The sequence below is a fragment of the Nitrosomonas communis genome (assembly GCF_900114745.1).
Lineage (GTDB): Bacteria > Pseudomonadota > Gammaproteobacteria > Burkholderiales > Nitrosomonadaceae > Nitrosomonas > Nitrosomonas communis_A.
In genome coordinates this window covers 11,808-30,068 of sequence record NZ_FOUB01000013.1, presented here as the reverse complement: position 1 = coordinate 30,068, position 18,261 = coordinate 11,808, and the positions used below count along the sequence as shown (strand labels likewise).

The window sequence follows — 18,261 nt, the reverse complement described above, 5'->3', positions numbered from 1 at the left end:
GTATAAATAATACGACAAGGAGAAACCGACAAAATCAGGTTTAATTTAGAAATGGCATGATTTATCTACATAAGTTGATTATCCTTGATATCTCAAGCAAATTCTATACTTTTATCAGAGACCTATTTGCATTTAGCATAATAGTTGCAAGGGGCGATTGATTGAAAGGAGGCAAATTCCATTTGGCATCATAGCTAATCCCCGCTAAGTATAACCCATAAGGAGAAAATGTTGGTGCAGCAAGGGTTCGATCACGATTTTGTAACAATAGCTGCATCCATCCAGGAGGATATTTACCATGACCAATATATACTAAGCTACTGACAATATTACGCACCATGTGATGTAAAAAGCCATTAGCACGGAATTCGAAAATAAAAAAATGATCATTTTGCGTAATTTCTAGCATGGTTAAGTTTCGTACCGGATCTTTCGCTTGACACTCGGCAGTACGAAAAGCACTAAAATCATGCTCACCCAATAACATGGCTGCCGCCTGTTGCATTTTCTCAAGCTCTAGCGGCTTATGAAACCACCCCACTTTCCTTTGGGATACCCCAGGCCGAATGGGATGGTTCAGCAAATAATAAAGATAACGCCGTTCGATAGCGCAATAACGTGCATGAAATGTCTCATCCACCTCTGCGGCCCACAATACTGCTATATCATCAGGTAAGAGTGCATTAACCCCTCGCACCCATGCACTCATAGGTCTCCAGATAGGTGTTTGAAAATGAATCACTTGATATAGTGCATGAACGCCCGCGTCTGTCCTACCCGCTGCAACGACCCCAACTCGACAATTTGCAATTCTGGATATTGCAGTCTCCAGCTCACTCTGAATTGAGATGCAAGCAGGCTGGCTTTGCCAACCATGATATCGCTCCCCGCTATATTCCAGAATTAAGGCTACTCTCACAAGAATATAACAATCACAATACCAATGTGTCTTTCAGGGATCACAACCACATTACTTTGAAGTTTTATCTTAGATTCCTCAGCTGAATGGGATGGAATGGGTAGTTTTGCGAGCGCAGGACAAGACGTAATAATGCGCAATGGTCATTCCATTTCACGGATCTGCAACCCAGCCATATGTTTGTAAAATCGCAAAATTCACACCGGAACGGAAAGATCCGGGAGATAAGAATGAAATTTACAAGAAAGGCTATAATATTCATAATATTACACCAACGCGAGCAATCAACTAAGCAATCTAGATTGAATGAATAACTATTTCAAATCTTCTAGCAATGATTTTGCCACAGCTTGCTGCTCCTGATTGCCGTCATGCACGACTTCCTCCAAAATCCTTCTGGCAACTTCTTTATCCTCCATTTCCAGATAAGCCTTAGCCAAATCAATTTTCACAGCAGCTTCATTCCATGATGTACTTTTATCTTTATCATGCGTTACTCCATTCTCAATCGCCTTTCCAAGCTCGTCCTTCATATCCAGCTTGATATCAGCCAAAGCCAGATTGAGTTTAGATAATTGAGTATTTCCTTGCACTGATAAAGATTCCCCTTTATCTAACGATGCCATTGAGTTGGAAGATTTTAGATTATCTGAATAAGAAGGGTCCTTTTTATCCGTTGGTTTCATTTCAAGATTCATAGCCAACTCATGGCTGGATATAGACTGCTTTTTTGTACCAAACATTTCTGCCTCATTCGCATTTTGGAGGCGGTCTATTGAGGTAAACGTAGAGTTATGGTTAATATTTTCCAAATCAAATTTAGTTTCAGAATCCTGTTTAGCAGAGATATCTTCTGATGGATCAAGTTCAATTTTGACATGATCATGATTTGAACCGGTATCCCGATCAATGACAAAGCCTTCACTTAAGTTTTTGCCAAAAAAGAACCCAGAAGCAGATTCAGATAAATTGCCTTTCAATTCTTCTGATTTTAAAAATTTAGGATTTTGAGGAAATTCAGAAGTCATTTCTTTTTTTCTAGCAGCCTGCATCTCATCCAATATCATTGTCTCCGTTGAAGCTGATTTTGCCTTGTGTGACGCTTTCACGTTGCTCTTTGTAGCTTCTTCGGGATAGTCAAAAACATCATCATCCATGTTATGACCTCTCCCCCTACTTCGGCGAAGCATAGATATACTCAGCCAACTTGTGAGCAAAACTATAAGCACTCCCCCTGCTAACTCCAAATCATCTGAAACAAAGCCCACAATTTGATCTAATAAAGTAGCCTCTATTGATTCAGAAGAATGAGGAACTAAAACTTGGTTAACAGTTTGTTTGGCAGATGGCTCAGATACGGCCGTTTCAGAGGGTTCCAAGCGATTTATATCATGTATTGGCGTTATATCTCTTGAATCATTATGCGTTGTTTCGGTTGCGGCTGGTTCAACCAGTGTCGGTGTTAACGCTGGCACTGCCTGGGTTTGAGCATCTGTCATGCCTGCGCCTTTAATCTCGAGCAAACGTTGCAATCTTTCAATATTCTGCTCCAATAAAGCAACTCGCTCATTGGCCTCTGTCAAAGCACGATCTTTGGCGATGGCATCTTCTTCCATCATTCGTAAATAATCTTGCCCAGCACTATTTTTTTCCCCATTAAGACTTTCAGTCTGATGACTTTCCAGTTGTTCACCCTTTGAAAGTATCAAAACTTCTTCAGGTAGTGTCTTTTTAACTACAGAGTTCTCTTCTGGAACAGTCGCAGATATCCTTCTCGCTGCGGATGTTTTTACTTCTGCCTTTGGCTTTGATGAGAAACCCATCGCTGCATCAGCCAGTTTTTGGCGGTTAACATGCCAGTTTGCAGCTTGAGATCCAATCTCACGACTTACTTCGACCTGACTAATAGTTAAAACTTCATTTTGATTAGGAATACGCAGAATTGCCCCGACTTTCAGCAAATTCATATTTTTCCCCAAAAAAGCATTCTGATTTGCCTGATAAAGTGCGACCAACATTTGATTAAGATCAACGCCTTCAGGTGTAACTTTCTTAGCAATTCTGGTCAACGTTTCTCCTCGCACAACAGGGCCATAAATCATCCTTCCCTGCTTATTTGAGGTCGATGAGGTTGCTCGGTGAGTTATTGGCTTCTGCCCAGTCTTAATTTGTGGCTGAATCACTTCAGCAGTTGTGAAGGCAGTTTTGGGCAAATCAGGCGTATGCTGGATTACTTGATTAACTGGTGTGGCTGTTTGCGTGTCGGCTGGATCAAGCAAAACAGTATACTCACGCAATAAACGCCCAGATGATCCGTTAAGCTCTATCAGTAAATTCACGAATGGTTCATCGACTAATTGCGGCGAAGTAATTTGAATATAAGGTTGGCCATTGACGCGTTTCTCTATGGAAACACTCAAGGAAGAATGATAAGGCGCATAAGTCACGCCTGCCTGATGAAAAACTTCAGGTGAGGCCAGACGCGCAGTTAAAGATGGTATCTCATCTTTTTCTATAGAAACGAGCTCTATCTCCGCTTTAAATGGTTGTCCTAGAAATGAACTATGAGTTAATTTCCCCAAACCAGCCGTATAAGCCAACCATGGAAATATAAATAAAAGTATTAACCAACATACCCTGAAATAAATATTATTCACAGAGATATCCTTTCATTTCTTGGAATAGGATACATGCTGCCACAACTTTATTTACAAAAATAAGGCCCATAGGATTATCTTTTGTATCCCAAGCCAACTCAACCATTTCAAATGATCAGAGCAGATTAAAGAAAGAATATACTTAATTTCTTGAGAAATAATTATTTAGTTCTGGATTAGTATCCGCAGCATTCTACGTAACGGCTCAGCTGCTCCCCACAACAATTGATCGCCTACAGTGAAGGCGGAAAGATACTCTTCACCCATATTAAGTTTACGCAACCGTCCAATATGAACATCTAGCTTACCGGTAACAGCAACTGGCGTGAGTTCCTTTGTTGTCCTTTCTCGCTCGTTAGGAATGACTCGCACCCAATCGTTTGACTGAGCAATGACGTCCTCGATTTCATCCAATGGAATGTTTTGCTTAAGTTTGATCGTCAATGCTTGACTATGACAGCGCATTGAGCCAACACGGACACAAATACCATCAACGGGCACAGGTTTATCAGTATGACCCAGGATTTTATTCGTTTCAGCCTGACCTTTCCATTCTTCACGACTCTGCCCATGAGCCACTTCCTTATCAATCCAGGGAATCAAGCTCCCTGCCAAAGGCACACCAAAATTCTCAACAGGAAATTCTTTGTCACGCAGTTTCTCTGCAACTTCACGATCGATATCCAAAATGCTTGAGGCTGGATCATTTAACAGATCCTCAGCCACACGGTGGGTTTCGCCCATTTGCAGAAGTAACTCCCGCATGTTTTGAGCGCCCGCACCCGAGGCAGCTTGATAAGTCATAGCGCTCATCCAATCGACCATATTTTTTTCTAACAATCCACCCACTGCCATCAGCATCAAGCTAACGGTACAGTTACCCCCGATATAATTCTTTATGCCGTCATGCAGGGCTTGCTTGATAACTGGCATATTGACAGGATCAAGAATGATTACAGCATCATCTTTCATTCTAAGAGTGGATGCTGCATCAATCCAATAACCTTTCCAACCCGATTCACGTAACTTACCAATAACCTCATTGGTATAATCGCCTCCTTGGCAGGAAATGATGATGTCCATTTTCTTGAGTTCTTTCACATTTCTTGCATCTTTAAGAGGGGGGGTATCTTTACCGATATCCGGTCCCTTCCCTCCTTTCTGAGAAGTCGTGAAAAATACCGGCTCTACCAATGAAAAATCATCTTCTTCGCGCATGCGCTGCATGAGAACAGAACCGACCATACCCCGCCAGCCTACAAAGCCCACTTGTTTCATTTAGTTTTCTATAACCTTTACGCTGAATAATCTTGAAATCTTAGAGGTAATTCTTGCTCACTAATTATGACCAATGAGACAAATTACAATCTATAAACCTAAATCCAAATTAAAAAGCAGATAAGCTTGAGATCGCTGTCATTGACTTATCCGCCTGCCTCCAACTTGTTCATAAATTTGCTAACACGGCATCACCTATCTCTCTCGTACCAACTTTTTTCATACCGGGCTCATAAATGTCACTAGTACGAAAGCCTTGTGCCAACACCTTTCTAACTGCATGTTCAATACGCAAGGCAATCTCTTCCTGAGCAAAAGAATAACGCAGCATCATGGCTATTGATAATATTGTTGCTAAAGGGTTAGCCATGTCTTTTCCTGCGATATCCGGTGCAGATCCATGAATCGGTTCATATAACCCCTTATTTTGATCATCGAGCGATGCAGAAGGGAGCATACCTATTGACCCGGTCAGCATAGAAGCTTCATCAGATAAAATATCGCCAAACATATTCCCTGTGACGATCACATCAAATTGCTTGGGATCACGCACCAGTTGCATTGCTGCATTATCTACCAGCATATGAGAAAGTTTTACATCTGGGTATTCCTTAGCCGTTTCAGTAACCACATCACGCCATAATTGAGTACACTCCAGCACATTCATTTTATCCACGGAGCATAACCTCCCCTTTCGTTTGCGTGCTGCTTGAAAAGCGACATGAGCAATTCGACTTATTTCCCCTTCAGTATAAATCATAGTATTAAAACCCACGCGCTGACCCTCTCGTCGCTCAATACCTCGTGGCTGACCAAAATAAATATCTCCTGTCAATTCACGTACAATCAAGATATCCAGATCGGAGACAATTTCTGGTTTCAAGGTCGAAACACTCGCTAGCTCGGGATATAGAATAGCAGGCCGCAGATTAGCAAATAAATTAAGCTCCTTACGAATAGCAAGCAGCCCTTGTTCTGGGCGCTTCTCGCGAGGCAGACCATCATATTTTGGACCCCCAACCGCTCCCAGCAGCACAGCATCTGCCTCTTTAACGAGCCTCCGGGTGATCTCCGGGAAAGGCTCACCAGCAGCATCCACTGCGCACCCACCCAATAAACCAGGCTCCAGCTCAAGTTTTAATCCATCACTTCTCAGCGCCAATAAAATTCTTTCAGCCTGCCCAGTAATTTCTGGACCAATCCCATCCCCTGCTAAAACTGCAATTTTCATATTATTCTTTCCTGACACGGAAAATTCATTTCAAGCGAACAACCAAGGCTGCTCCTTTCGTCGCTTTTCCTCAAACTGTTTAATTTTATCAGCATGCTGCAAAGTCAAACCGATTTCATCTAATCCATTGATTAAACAATGTTTTCTAAATGAATCGATATCAAAACCATAGGTTTCATTAGTCGGCGTTATGACTGTCTGGGCAGAAAGATTGACAGCTAGACAATAACCACTGATCGCTATTACTTCATTGATAAGCCTATTCACCACATTTGAATCGAGCACAATAGGTAATAATCCTATCTTGAAACAGTTATTATAAAAAATATCAGCGAAACTCGGCGCAATTATTACCTGAAAACCGTAATCCTGAAGTGCCCAAGGCGCATGCTCGCGACTTGAGCCACAACCAAAATTATCATGTGTAATCAATATTTCCGCTCCCTGATAACGAGGTTGATTAAGCACAAAATCAGGGTTTATTTTACGCTGCGATATATCCATCCCCGGTTCACCGTGATCAAGATAACGCCATTCATCAAATAAATACTGGCCAAAGCCAGAACGCTTGATCGACTTCAGGAATTGTTTAGGGATAATAGCATCCGTATCCACATTTGCCCGATCCAGCGGGACCACCAACCCTTTACAATATTCAAATTTTTTCATATTTATATATTTATTGAGCAGCTTTCTCGATTGCTTCTCCCCCACTCTGGATATCCTTACCAAGTCCCTGCATGGTATGACAACCAGCCAACTGCAGAGCAATCAACCATAATCCAATTGATACAGATATTATTTTCATTTGTATTTCCATAAACAAAAATAGAGTCTTAGGCTATTCATTCATTGTACGAAAATCCACAAAATGACCCGCTACTGCCATTGCCATGCTCATAAAGTATTTAAATTTTTTCGTACTTATATGGTTATTGAGTAGATCTCTCGATTGCTTCTCCTCCCCTCTGAACATCTTTGCCCACCCCCCGTATGGTATGACAGCCGGCCAACTGCAGAGCAATTAACAACAATCCAATCGATACAGATATCATTTTCATTTGTATTTTCCTTAATAAAAATAGAGTATTAGGTTATGTGTTCATCGTACGAACATCAACAAAATGACCCGCTACCGCCGCTGCTGCTGCCATGGCAGGGCTGACCAAATGTGTTCTGCCTCCCGGTCCCTGTCGTCCTTCAAAATTACGGTTCGATGTCGAAGCACAACGCTCGCCTGGCATAAGCCTGTCTTCATTCATCGCGAGGCACATTGAACAACCAGGTTCTCGCCACTCAAATCCTGCTTCCCGAAAAATTTTATCGATCCCCTCCTGCTCAGCTTGAGATTTTACCAATCCCGAGCCTGGAACCACGAGAGCTTGCTTAATATTAGGCGCAATGTGCCTGCCTTTCAATACTGAAGCAGCTTCTCGCAGATCTTCTATTCGTGCATTGGTGCATGAACCAATAAAAATCTTGTCAAGGAAAATCTCACTGATTGAGGTATTAGGTGAAAGCCCCATGTATTTCAGAGCATTCTCCATATCGTGGCGCTTGATGGGATCAACTATCAAAGTAGGGTCCGGTACTATGCCATCAATTGAAGTCACCATCTCTGGAGAGGTTCCCCAAGTTACTTGAGGTTTGATATGTTCTGCCTTAAGTTTTATTACCCGATAAAATACCGCTCCTTCATCGCTTTTTAAGGTACACCAATAGGAGACCGCTTGTTCCCATATCGCCCTTTTCGGTGCAAAAGGCCGCCCTTTAATGTATTCGATCGTGGTTTCATCCACTGCGATCATCCCTGCACGCGCACCTGCCTCAATTGCCATATTGCAAAGCGTCATACGGCCTTCCATAGAAAGTGCCTGTATAGCACTGCCTGCAAATTCAATCGCATATCCTGTACCGCCTGCTGTACCGATCTCACCAACAATCGCCAGTGCAATATCTTTGGCCGTCACCCCATGCCCTAGTTTGCCTTCGACCAGTATTTGCATGGACTTGGATTTTTTGGTCAACAAACACTGAGTTGCCAGTACATGCTCTACCTCGGATGTGCCGATACCAAAGGCAAGGCAGCCAAAGGCACCATGCGTACTGGTATGCGAGTCTCCACAAACTACCGTCATACCGGGTAACGTGGCGCCCTGCTCCGGCCCAATGACGTGCACGATCCCTTGTCGCTGATCATTCATTCGGAACTCAGTTATACCTAGCTCCTCGCAATTCTGATCCAAAGTATCCACTTGCAAGCGCGAGATGGGATCGCTGATACCCTCACTCCGATCGGTGGTAGGGACGTTATGATCTGCTACCGCCAGAATCGAATTCACTCGCCAGGGTTTGCGTCTAGCCAATTTCAATCCCTCAAATGCCTGAGGACTGGTTACTTCGTGTACCAGGTGGCGATCAATGTAAAGAATGACCATGCTGTCGGGCCTGTCTGATTCCGCATGCACTACATGGCTTTCCCAAAGTTTGTCGTATAACGTCTTCATCTTACAATATTCCAAAATAATAAGTTCATTATCACATAAAGCAGTATTAAGCAGTAGGTTGTCATTCAAGCATCAATAAATTTAGCTATCTGATGAAGAAGAGCGACTTCCTTCCGACTGCATGAATGGTACAATTTTCCTGTTCATCATTCGCTTAAAATAATGAAATAAAGGATTGTCCTATGTCTACCATCAAATCCATACTGCATGAAGCACGTGTCTTCCCTCCTTTACCGGAATTTGTTGAACAAGCTAATCTGGCTAGTATGGAAGCGTATCAAGCGTTGTGTACTGAAGCTAAGAAGGATTACCCCGGTTTCTGGAGTAAGCTGGCGCAAAAACATATTCTGTGGCATAAACCTTTTACAAGTGTCCTAAATGACTCAGACCCTCCTTTTTATAAATGGTTTGAGGATGGTGAACTAAATATTTCATATAATTGTCTCGATCGGCACCTTACCAGCCAACCGGACAAATTAGCCATTATTTTTGAGGCTGATGATGGCAAGGTAAGCCGTTGCACCTACCGTGAGCTCTACCAGCGCGTTTGTCAGTTTGCCAATGGCTTGAAAGCGCTTAATATCAAAAAAGGCGATCGCATTATCATTTACTTGCCAATGCGTATTGAAGCGGTCGTCGCTATGCAAGCTTGTGCGCGTATTGGTGCCATTCACTCGGTCGTTTTCGCTGGATTTTCTGCTAAAAGTCTACACGAACGCATCGTTGACGCGGGTGCAGTCACTGTCATAACTGCAGATGAGCAAACGCGTGGTGGTAAAAATTACCCACTAAAAGCCACTGTCGATGAGGCGCTTAGTATGAACGGGACAGACTCGGTTAAATCAGTGATCGTTTATAAGCATACGGGGATTGATACACCATGGCAGGCCGGTCGCGATATAGGGTGGAATGAGCTTACCGAGGACAAGCAAACTGACTGCGAGCCTGAATGGATCAATGCCGAGCACCCCTTATTTACCCTCTATACCTCTGGCTCCACAGGCAAACCTAAAGGCGTACAGCACTCGTCAGCAGGTTATCTACTGGGTGTGATGGCAAGCATGCAATGGATCTTTGATTATAAACCGACCGATATTTTCTGGTGTACCGCCGATGTTGGGTGGATTACCGGCCATAGTTATGTAACTTATGGACCATTGGCCATGGGGGCAACCCAAGTTATCTTCGAGGGTGTGCCTACTTATCCCGATGCTGGACGCTTTTGGAAAATTATTCAAGATCACAAAGTAACTACCTTCTATACCGCGCCAACTGCTATTCGCTCCTTGATTAAGCTGGGAGCAGATTTACCGGGTCAATATAATTTATCCTCACTGCGCCTGCTCGGTTCTGTGGGCGAACCCATTAACCCCGAAGCCTGGATGTGGTATTACAGCGTGGTCGGACAATCTCGCTGCCCAATCGTAGATACCTGGTGGCAGACTGAGACAGGCTGCCACATGATCGCACCGGTCCCTGGTGCGGTTCCCCTCAAACCTGGATCATGCACATTCCCTTTACCTGGAATCAGTGCTGCGGTAATCGATGAAGCAGGTCATGAGGTTGAACAGGAAAAAGGGGGATTCCTCGTTATCAAGCAACCATTTCCCTCACAGATCCGCACACTGTGGCGAGATCCTGAGCGTTTCAAGAAAACATACTTTCCTCAAGATATCGGTGGGGGTCATTTTTATCTGGCAGGTGACTCAGCACATCGTGATAACGATGGCTATTTCTGGATCATGGGACGTATCGACGATGTGTTGAATGTATCCGGTCATCGTCTGGGAACTATGGAAATTGAGTCAGCGCTTGTAGCTAATCCGCTGGTTGCTGAAGCAGCGGTCGTAGGAAAGCCACATGAAATTAAAGGAGAAATTATAGTTGCATTTATCGTTTTGAAAGAAAGATGTCCTCATGGCGAGCAAGCTTCTGAAATAGCTGACTCACTCAGAGAATGGGTTGGACACGAAATCGGGCCGATCGCCAAGCCCGAAGAAATTCGTTTTGGTGACAATCTGCCCAAAACACGCTCAGGCAAAATCATGCGGCGATTACTCCGCACGCTTGCCAGAGGAGAAGAAATTACTCAAGATACCTCTACACTCGAGAATCCTGCCATTCTTGAGCAACTTAAACAATCTATCCACTAAGTTAAATAAGCATTTTTTATTCAATCCGGCTCTAGACATATTCCTGCAAAAAATATGAATTTACCCAATATCATCGACTACGACTTTGGAATTACTGCCATCGATGCCCAATACCATCGACCTGGCCGAGCAGCTATTCACCTGATTGTCGAAAATGGTGTTGCTGCCTTGATTGACACGGGTACTCAATTTTCTGTACCAGGTGTCATGCAGGTGCTACAAAACAAGCAGCTTGCTCCTGAGAATGTCGCTTATGTGTTTCTTACACACATCCATCTTGATCATGCTGGTGGCGCAAGTGAATTCATGCGATTGCTACCCAATGCCAAGCTGGTTGTCCATCCACGCGGTGCAAAATATATGATCAATCCTGCTAAATTAATTGCAGGTGTAATGGCAGTTTATGGGAAAGCGGAGTTTAGACGTTTATATGGTGAAATTTTTCCTATTGATGAAAATCGTGTTCTCGAAGCCCCCGATGAAACTTGTATCGAGTTGAATGGTCGTCTTCTTTTGCTGCTCGACACACCTGGTCATGCCCGCCATCACTATTGTATTTTTGACAAAAGAAGTCACTCCTTTTTCACGGGAGATACCTTTGGCGTTTCTTATCGGGAGCTTGATGTAGAGGGACTGGAATTCGTTTTTCCAACTACGACTCCAGTACAATTCGATCCGGATGCTGCCCATGCCTCATTGGAGCGAATCATGAGCTATCAGCCACAATATGCCTTTCTTACACACTATAGTCGTATCGGTCATTTACCACATCATGCAATGCAAATGCATGATCTGATTGATGCATTTGTCAATATCGCCAATCAAGCAACGAACAAAACAGCGGAACGGCATGAGTTTATTGTGCAAGCATTGAAAGACTTATTATATCATCGACTCGCCATGCATGGCTGCACTTGGTCGCCTACAGAGATTTATGAATTATTACGTGTCGATATCGAACTAAATGCCATGGGACTGGAAATATGGCTAGATCAATCTGAGAAATCAAACAAATTATATATTCTAAAGTAATCAGGGTTTTTCAATATGATTCCGTGGATATCCCATGTTGATCTGTTTATCGTCAGACCTAAAATTTGACAGCCTATACAACAAACTTATTTACAGTGACAAACTACTAGCAAATAGCATGCTGATAACAAAAAAATAGAGCAGGTATTTCCTGTTATTAATATTTCAGGTTCTTATTGGGGAGTGATGGATGAATGAATTAAATGAGTTTATAGCTGACCTACTAAATAATTTTTCCTTAAGTACAGTTACAGATAGGAGCTGGTTCGAAATTGCTTTAATTCTGGCACCTTCGGTTATTTTGATCCTCACCTTATTCGGTTTCAGCTTCACTCTACAAAAAAGAAATTGGAAAATCGTTACCTATATTGCCTGCCTTTTACTCACTTTGCTTTTTTTACCTTACGAATTATTCCGCCAATCTACTGCCATATCCAAGGCCCAGGCAAATATTGGTGAGATGCAAGCCAGTCTAAAAGCACTCCTGAATGATTCAGATCTTAAGTACATTGAAAATTTAGCCGATAAAGAGGTAGCATCCAGTATGTTAGAAGAAATGATTAGCAATATCGATCGGAAAGAAAAAAAAGAAGTACTACTCATTTCATTATTGACTGCTGAAAATGAAAAGCAGTCATTGCGCTTTCTCGAAGAGAAATATAAATACTTTTCTGATGAAATCAAGTCAAGCATTAACAAAGCACAAAAAGAGATTATTAATACGAGAGAGCCAATCGATAAAATATCGGACGACATTCTGAAACGAATTGATAGCGATATCACTCACCTTCTTGAAAATAAAATGCAATCATTTAATCAAGCAATTGATCATTCACTAGAAACTTTCCAGCAAGGCATCAATTCTTTTGTTGAGAAAGAACTTAAAACATACGAGGAAACATGGGTTACCCTTACTCAAAAGGGTATTAGCAAACTAGGAAGTGAGCTAAAAAATTACACTAACGAAGCAAAGCAAGAAATTGCCACCCAAATGAAACATATAAATAATGAACCATTACAGAAACTCGATACAGCTCAAAAAAGCATCGATCAACTGGAAGATACGGTTGGAAATATTAATCTGGATAAAGTTGTTGCCCACCTCAAACAACTCTTAACTTCAATTGATTCACTTCAAAAACAAAATAAGGTACACCTCGAATTTAACGAATGTCTCAGAACTGTAGGATGGATTGATTTGGTAGGTAAGGAAGAAGAGTGCAAAAAGAAGCTGTATACGAACATGAATGAATTAATCAGTAAATTCCATTGATCTCATCAGGTTATATTTAAATCCTATCCTATTGAATAGATAGAAAATCAATGAGTTTTTATAAGCTCAACTATAATCCGGCTAATACTTAGCACGATTTAGCAAAAAATTCAATTCACAAGTAGATGGAAAAATATTTTATAAATCACATATTGGAGAACATCAAATATGACTAAACGCCTTACTTCGATGCTTCTTACCAGCCTAATTACTTATCTCATCCTTGGCTCAAGCATCACGTTAGCCAAAACAGGTTATGCTGTTCATTATAATGATAAATATCAAGGTAAGAAAACAGCTAATGGTGAAATTTTCAATCAGAGTAACCTTACTGCAGCGCATAGTGATTTTCCTTATGGGACACTTGTAAAAGTTACTAATCTTGAAAATAATCGCAGTATAGTCGTCAAAATAAATGATCGTTTGGCTCCTCACAACAGCAATGTTATCGATGTAACCAAACGTGCAGCTGCGGAGTTAGGTTTTATAAAAAAAGGACGAGCTCATGTTAGCCTTAAAAGAGTCAAATAAAACAAAACAATTGGACTGCCCGTAGGTGGTATCTGCCAATATAAAATTCAGCAATTAGCCAATCCGTTGAATCAACTTACATAAGTTGCTCTAACAATTGATTAAAATAACCGCGTAGTATTTGTTAATCCTCACCGAATAAAAAGCATTCAAGACACTGACTAAAAATTCAACAATATCATTATTCTATCCTACTAAGGCTTAAAGCTGCCTGCTAAATTAAACATAACTTTACCCGCTTCTCATCATCGTATTATTTATACTGTTTGCGACCACACCTTCGCCTCATTTCAGGTTTGGAAACGACATTACTGTTCTTTGACCTATTATTCGCTTATACAATAAAATTTCTTCCGGAATACCCCTTATCGATATAAAATTACCCCAGCTTCATCATAAGGAATATTAATGGAGAACAAAGAACGCACTACTTCTGAATTGCTCCAATTAATAGTAGTACAAAATAGAAGCGAGAAGATGAGTGTTGGTGAAATCAAAAATTCTCTTCGTGAGAGAGGGTTTGGCATCTTACTAGCTCTTGCGGTTTTACCCATTTGCCTTCCTATTCCTGTCCCACCTGGCTATACCACTTTCTTTTCTATTCCACTTTTTATTTTCTCAGCACAAATGATGTGGGGAGTAAAATCTCCTTGGTTGCCTGGATGGATCAATAAAAAAGAAATTAGCAAAAAAAGTCTGGAAAAATTAATTGAGAAAATAACCCCATGGTTACGTAAAATTGAAAGCTATCTGCACGTAAGACTTACTTATATCAGCGTACACGCCTGGGAACGAATTATTGGTATTTTTGCCTTTATATTTACTATTCCCATTGCCTTACCTATTCCTTTAACAAACGTTCTTCCTGGCTGGGGGATTCTCATCATGTCGCTAGGTTTACTTAATAAAGATGGATTAACTATCATTGTAGGTATGACAGTTGGCACGATCGGTATAGGAATAACACTTGTCATTCTTGCGCTTATATGGATGGGCGTGTCAGTACCCTCTTTTTATTAGCTGTAGACCAAACATACCTGACAAAGCTGGCTGAACATCATTATGCCCGTGGGCTCGGTCAAGGCAAGCAAAGTACTGCAAAAGCCAGACTTAGGAGAGCCCTTCGTTAATTTCTCTAATTGCTTGTATGATCAAATTAACAATAGAATAATCGAATAACTACGGCCGGGAAAGAGACAGGAAGTTGTAGCAATCGCATAATTATGGCAAGATGCCCTGTCGCAAATAATAATGACAAATGTAAAAATGACCTTATATCGCTATAAATTGCTGGTTTTAATGTTATTAGGGTATATGCTGATCGGTTGTGCTTCGGTCGAGAATAATAAACGAGACCCGCTGGAATCGATGAATCGGGCAGTATTTGCATTTAATGAAAAGTTTGATGACTTTGTATTGGAACCTGTAGCAAAAGGCTATCGAGCAGTTACTCCTGATCCTCTTGAGATGGTCATCGGCAATGTTTTTTCTAATTTCGGCGATGTGGTGATTACTGCCAATGCATTATTGCAATTGAAATTTGATGTGGCAGCAGCGAGCGCAACTCGAGTATTGATTAACACAACATTCGGCATGTTTGGCATCATTGATATCGCAAGCGACATCAGTGCAGTCAGTGATGTTAATCTCAGCAAGCGTAATGAGGATTTTGGTCAGACGCTCGGTCGTTATGGCATTGGTCCCGGGCCTTATTTTGTCATACCTTTCTTGGGTCCCAGTACAATACGCGATGCTGTAGGGATTGCAGTGGATAGTTCTATTTTTCACCCTATTTGGTCGATATACCCTGATTTTGATTTTCTAACCGTTCGTTTACCCGCTTCAGCAGGATGGTCTGTTGATACGCGTGCCCAGATGCTAGATACGGATAAAACTCTTGAAGAAGCTGCACTAGATAAATATGAATTTGTACGTGATGCCTATCTGCAACGACGAAGAAATCTGGTTTACGATGGTAATCCTCCTGAAGAAGAAGGGCTTGAAACTAACGGAAATAATGAAAGCATAGGTGATGAAAATGAGGATGAGGATGAGGATGGGGATAAGGAAAAGAAAAATAACGAAGTGATCAAATAGTCCGCAACAGTGAAGACGAAGTGGTATTAATAATGGAAAATTTTATGTCATAGAGTAGTTAATCCTCAGAGCGCCTTTTAGGGTAGCTTTTCTTCTCATTATTATGAGAGTGAAAAACGGGAGGATCTAAGAATTGGGATCCCCTCGTTCGCCTAAAACCTCAGCTTGTTGCTTTACGTAATGCTGCAATCCGTTCATCCAGTGGAGGATGTGACATAAATAGACGGCCAAATCGACTTCCTTGACCTGAGATCCCAAGTGCTTCCATTCTGTCCGGTAAATGGGAAGGTTCATACTGTTGTTTTAGACGTTCTAGTGCAGCAATCATTTTATTGTGCCCTACCAACCTCGCGCTGCCTGCATCCGCCCGAAATTCACGCTGCCTGCTAAACCACATCACGATAATGCTCGCAAGAATACCTAACAAAATTTCTGCAATGATGCTTGTGATCATGTAAGCAGGTCCGTGCTCCTCTTCAGTCCTAAAGACAGCGCGATCTACTGCATGACCGATAATTCGAGCTAAGAAAATTACAAAAGTGTTGACTACCCCCTGTATTAGCGTAAGCGTTACCATATCGCCATTGGCTACGTGACTTACCTCATGTGCAAGGACAGCTTCGATTTCGTCTTGTTGCATTTTTTGCAGTAGCCCTGTGCTGACTGCTACCAGGGCATTATTTCGATTCATTCCAGTAGCAAAAGCATTGGCATCGGGTGAATCATAGATAGCTACTTCTGGCATGCCAATACCAGTAGCTTTTGCTTGTCGACGTACAGTTTCAACTAGCCAATGCTCTGTAGTATTAGAAGGTATATCTATGACAACAGCACCTGTCATTTTTTTTGCACTCCATTTAGACATGGCAAGCGAAATAAGCGAGCCTCCAAAGCCTATAACCGCAGCAAACGTAAGTAATGAACTATAATTTAACCCACCACCTTGAGCTTCTAATATGCGGTCAACGCCCAATATCCTTAGCGTAATACTTAGCACTAATAAAATGGCTAGGTTGGTTGCAATGAATAAAAGAATACGTTTCATAAATAACTACCTGTCAAGATTGGTTAATAAATATTTGAATAACCTACCAGGCAATGGTTCAATGTCTGCCTGTGTAGATTAAATTGAAGTTATATTTTATAAGCATGAAAAAGAAATGGGAAGAAAGTAGCAAAATCAAAAACAGGCTCCAGTTAAGGTTGAGGTACAATTAAAAGAATATCTGATTATCCAATAAGAGGAACCTGAAAAAATAATGAGAAAATTTCAGTGCAAAGTGTGTGGTTTTATTTATGACGAGTCCGTAGGCGATCTAGAGCATGATATTCCAGCCGGAACCTGCTGGGAAGATATTCCTGAAAGCTGGGCTTGCCCCGAATGCGGTGTGGTCAAGACTGATTTTGAAATGGTAGAAATTATATGAATTACCAACCAGTTGTGATCATTGGCAGTGGTCTGGCAGGTTATGCTGTAGCTAGAGAGTTACGCAAACTGAATACAGAAATTCAGGTCATTATGTTATCCGCCGATCATGGGGGATTTTATTCCAAACCGATGTTATCCAATGCATTGGCAACAGGTAAAACACCTGCATCAATCTTGACTTCAGATGCTGCATTAATGTCCAGTCAGTTAAAAATAACGATACGGCCGTTTACTCGTGTCAACACCATTGATCAATCCGGTAATAGCATACTCCTTGAAAATGGAGAAAATCTATCTTATAGTCACCTTGTGCTGGCTTTAGGAGCTGATCCAATCCGCTTACTCTTGTCAGGGGGTGCAGTGGAAGAAGTGTTATCCGTAAATGATCTCGATGATTACCGTCGTTTCCGTGAAGCGCTGAAAGATAAAAAAGAAATCGCTATTTTGGGTGCGGGATTGATCGGCTGTGAATTTGCCAATGATCTAGCCATCTCAGGCTATCAGGTACATGTTATTGATATTAGCGCCCATCCTTTGGGTAGGCTACTTCCTGAGGAAGGAGGTAGGTATCTACAGGATAAACTAGCAGCTGTAGGGATTAGATTTCATTTAAAATCTAAGATACAGTATATTGAACGAATTGGAAGCCGCTATCGTTTAATCTTCGAGGAGGGGCAGATAATCGAAGCAGATCTTGTTTTATCAGCAGTAGGTCTGCGTCCACGAACTCAACTCGCTGAAAAAGCAGGCCTTTATGTTAATCATGGTGTGGTAACAAATCGATATTTACAAACAGAGAATACAAATATTTTTGCACTGGGTGATTGTGCTGAGGTAGAAGGTAAGGTATTACCATTCGTAATGCCTATTAGCCATGCAGCTCGTGCCTTGGCAGCAACAGTGATAGGTACACCCACGCCTGTTCATTATCCGCCAATGCCGGTATTCGTTAAAACACCGGCCTGTCCTATCGTGGTTTCTCCACCAGATCCAATTGTGATAGGTGAATGGCAGATTGATGCCAATCAGGATGGCGTTAAAGCTCTATTTCAGGATATGGCGGGCAATCTTCATGGCTTTGCTTTATTAGGTGCGGCAACAAAGGAAAAAAACGCAATTACTCCTCAGTTACCGCCTATACTAGCATAAGTCCA

Annotated in this window: 17 protein-coding genes; 8 read left to right on the top strand and 9 right to left on the bottom strand. The window is 41.7% G+C overall.

Going from position 1 to position 18,261, the window contains the following annotated elements; all coding sequences use genetic code 11:
- Positions 1-103: 103 nt before the first annotated feature.
- The 8 genes from truA to leuC form a co-directional block, all read right to left on the bottom strand.
- Positions 104-919: a tRNA pseudouridine(38-40) synthase TruA gene (truA, locus tag BM122_RS07070; protein WP_074904713.1), complete on the bottom strand. Its 816-nt coding sequence runs from the start codon at positions 917-919 to the stop codon at positions 104-106.
- A 314-nt stretch (positions 920-1,233) separates the two neighbouring features.
- Entirely contained in the window at positions 1,234-3,576 is a 2,343-nt protein-coding gene (locus BM122_RS07065) for a motility hub landmark protein FimV (protein WP_074904711.1), read from the bottom strand.
- A 165-nt stretch (positions 3,577-3,741) separates the two neighbouring features.
- Positions 3,742-4,854: an aspartate-semialdehyde dehydrogenase gene (asd, locus tag BM122_RS07060; RefSeq protein ID WP_074904709.1), complete on the bottom strand. Its 1,113-nt coding sequence runs from the start codon at positions 4,852-4,854 to the stop codon at positions 3,742-3,744.
- A 169-nt stretch (positions 4,855-5,023) separates the two neighbouring features.
- Positions 5,024-6,085, bottom strand: a complete 1,062-nt coding sequence (gene leuB, locus BM122_RS07055) for a 3-isopropylmalate dehydrogenase (protein ID WP_074904706.1) — start codon at positions 6,083-6,085, stop codon at positions 5,024-5,026.
- A gap of 30 nt (positions 6,086-6,115) precedes the next feature.
- Positions 6,116-6,754, bottom strand: a complete 639-nt coding sequence (gene leuD, locus BM122_RS07050; RefSeq protein WP_074904704.1) for a 3-isopropylmalate dehydratase small subunit — start codon at positions 6,752-6,754, stop codon at positions 6,116-6,118.
- A 10-nt stretch (positions 6,755-6,764) separates the two neighbouring features.
- Entirely contained in the window at positions 6,765-6,893 is a 129-nt protein-coding gene (locus BM122_RS07045) for an entericidin A/B family lipoprotein (RefSeq protein ID WP_143083346.1), read from the bottom strand.
- 124 nt (positions 6,894-7,017) lie between these two features.
- Positions 7,018-7,146, bottom strand: coding sequence for an entericidin A/B family lipoprotein (locus BM122_RS07040; RefSeq protein ID WP_143083345.1), 129 nt, complete (start codon positions 7,144-7,146; stop codon positions 7,018-7,020).
- A 33-nt stretch (positions 7,147-7,179) separates the two neighbouring features.
- A complete protein-coding gene (gene leuC, locus BM122_RS07035; protein WP_074904702.1) occupies positions 7,180-8,592 on the bottom strand; it encodes a 3-isopropylmalate dehydratase large subunit in 1,413 nt (470 codons plus the stop codon).
- A gap of 182 nt (positions 8,593-8,774) precedes the next feature.
- Here leuC and acs point away from each other — a divergent pair, with 182 nt between their 5' ends.
- The 6 genes from acs (at position 8,775) to BM122_RS07005 (ending at position 15,678) form a co-directional block, all read left to right on the top strand.
- A complete protein-coding gene (gene acs, locus BM122_RS07030) occupies positions 8,775-10,745 on the top strand; it encodes an acetate--CoA ligase (RefSeq protein ID WP_074904700.1) in 1,971 nt (656 codons plus the stop codon).
- Between the two features lie 54 nt (positions 10,746-10,799).
- On the top strand, positions 10,800-11,777 hold the full coding sequence (locus BM122_RS07025) for an MBL fold metallo-hydrolase (protein WP_074904698.1): 978 nt from the start codon (positions 10,800-10,802) through the stop codon (positions 11,775-11,777).
- Positions 11,778-11,967: 190 nt separating this feature from the next.
- Positions 11,968-13,050, top strand: a complete 1,083-nt coding sequence (locus BM122_RS07020; RefSeq protein ID WP_074904696.1) for a hypothetical protein — start codon at positions 11,968-11,970, stop codon at positions 13,048-13,050.
- A 168-nt stretch (positions 13,051-13,218) separates the two neighbouring features.
- Positions 13,219-13,581 (top strand): septal ring lytic transglycosylase RlpA family protein, encoded by a 363-nt coding sequence (locus BM122_RS07015; RefSeq protein ID WP_074904693.1) that lies wholly within the window; start codon positions 13,219-13,221, stop codon positions 13,579-13,581.
- Between the two features lie 408 nt (positions 13,582-13,989).
- A complete protein-coding gene (locus BM122_RS07010) occupies positions 13,990-14,601 on the top strand; it encodes an exopolysaccharide biosynthesis protein (RefSeq protein WP_074904692.1) in 612 nt (203 codons plus the stop codon).
- A gap of 231 nt (positions 14,602-14,832) precedes the next feature.
- Positions 14,833-15,678, top strand: coding sequence for an MlaA family lipoprotein (locus tag BM122_RS07005; protein ID WP_074904691.1), 846 nt, complete (start codon positions 14,833-14,835; stop codon positions 15,676-15,678).
- A gap of 160 nt (positions 15,679-15,838) precedes the next feature.
- Here the strand turns inward: BM122_RS07005 and htpX are convergent, their stop codons facing one another.
- Positions 15,839-16,723: a protease HtpX gene (gene htpX / locus BM122_RS07000; protein WP_074904689.1), complete on the bottom strand. Its 885-nt coding sequence runs from the start codon at positions 16,721-16,723 to the stop codon at positions 15,839-15,841.
- A 214-nt stretch (positions 16,724-16,937) separates the two neighbouring features.
- Between htpX and BM122_RS06995 the strand changes: the two genes are divergently transcribed.
- Together BM122_RS06995 and BM122_RS06990 are read left to right on the top strand one after the other, a co-directional pair.
- Positions 16,938-17,105 carry a rubredoxin gene (locus BM122_RS06995; protein ID WP_074904686.1) on the top strand — a complete coding sequence of 56 codons (168 nt, stop codon included), beginning with the start codon at positions 16,938-16,940 and terminating at the stop codon, positions 17,103-17,105.
- Positions 17,102-18,256, top strand: a complete 1,155-nt coding sequence (locus tag BM122_RS06990; RefSeq protein WP_074904684.1) for an NAD(P)/FAD-dependent oxidoreductase — start codon at positions 17,102-17,104, stop codon at positions 18,254-18,256. The genes BM122_RS06995 and BM122_RS06990 overlap by 4 nt, the downstream gene beginning before the upstream one ends.
- The last annotated feature ends 5 nt before the right edge of the window (positions 18,257-18,261 follow it).

What these genes read in the sequence shown, in the direction of transcription:
- BM122_RS07005 (WP_074904691.1), top strand. Translation starts at nt 14,833, where the DNA reads ATGACAAATGTAAAAATGACCTTATATCGCTATAAATTGCTGGTTTTA.
- BM122_RS06995 (WP_074904686.1), top strand. Translation starts at nt 16,938, where the DNA reads ATGAGAAAATTTCAGTGCAAAGTGTGTGGTTTTATTTATGACGAGTCC.
- BM122_RS07020 (WP_074904696.1), top strand. Translation starts at nt 11,968, where the DNA reads ATGAATGAATTAAATGAGTTTATAGCTGACCTACTAAATAATTTTTCC.
- BM122_RS07015 (WP_074904693.1), top strand. Translation starts at nt 13,219, where the DNA reads ATGACTAAACGCCTTACTTCGATGCTTCTTACCAGCCTAATTACTTAT.
- BM122_RS06990 (WP_074904684.1), top strand. Translation starts at nt 17,102, where the DNA reads ATGAATTACCAACCAGTTGTGATCATTGGCAGTGGTCTGGCAGGTTAT.
- BM122_RS07045 (WP_143083346.1), bottom strand. Translation starts at nt 6,893, where the DNA reads ATGAAAATAATATCTGTATCAATTGGATTATGGTTGATTGCTCTGCAG.
- htpX (WP_074904689.1), bottom strand. Translation starts at nt 16,723, where the DNA reads ATGAAACGTATTCTTTTATTCATTGCAACCAACCTAGCCATTTTATTA.
- asd (WP_074904709.1), bottom strand. Translation starts at nt 4,854, where the DNA reads ATGAAACAAGTGGGCTTTGTAGGCTGGCGGGGTATGGTCGGTTCTGTT.
- leuD (WP_074904704.1), bottom strand. Translation starts at nt 6,754, where the DNA reads ATGAAAAAATTTGAATATTGTAAAGGGTTGGTGGTCCCGCTGGATCGG.
- leuB (WP_074904706.1), bottom strand. Translation starts at nt 6,085, where the DNA reads ATGAAAATTGCAGTTTTAGCAGGGGATGGGATTGGTCCAGAAATTACT.
- BM122_RS07010 (WP_074904692.1), top strand. Translation starts at nt 13,990, where the DNA reads ATGGAGAACAAAGAACGCACTACTTCTGAATTGCTCCAATTAATAGTA.
- BM122_RS07040 (WP_143083345.1), bottom strand. Translation starts at nt 7,146, where the DNA reads ATGAAAATGATATCTGTATCGATTGGATTGTTGTTAATTGCTCTGCAG.
- leuC (WP_074904702.1), bottom strand. Translation starts at nt 8,592, where the DNA reads ATGAAGACGTTATACGACAAACTTTGGGAAAGCCATGTAGTGCATGCG.
- BM122_RS07025 (WP_074904698.1), top strand. Translation starts at nt 10,800, where the DNA reads ATGAATTTACCCAATATCATCGACTACGACTTTGGAATTACTGCCATC.
- acs (WP_074904700.1), top strand. Translation starts at nt 8,775, where the DNA reads ATGTCTACCATCAAATCCATACTGCATGAAGCACGTGTCTTCCCTCCT.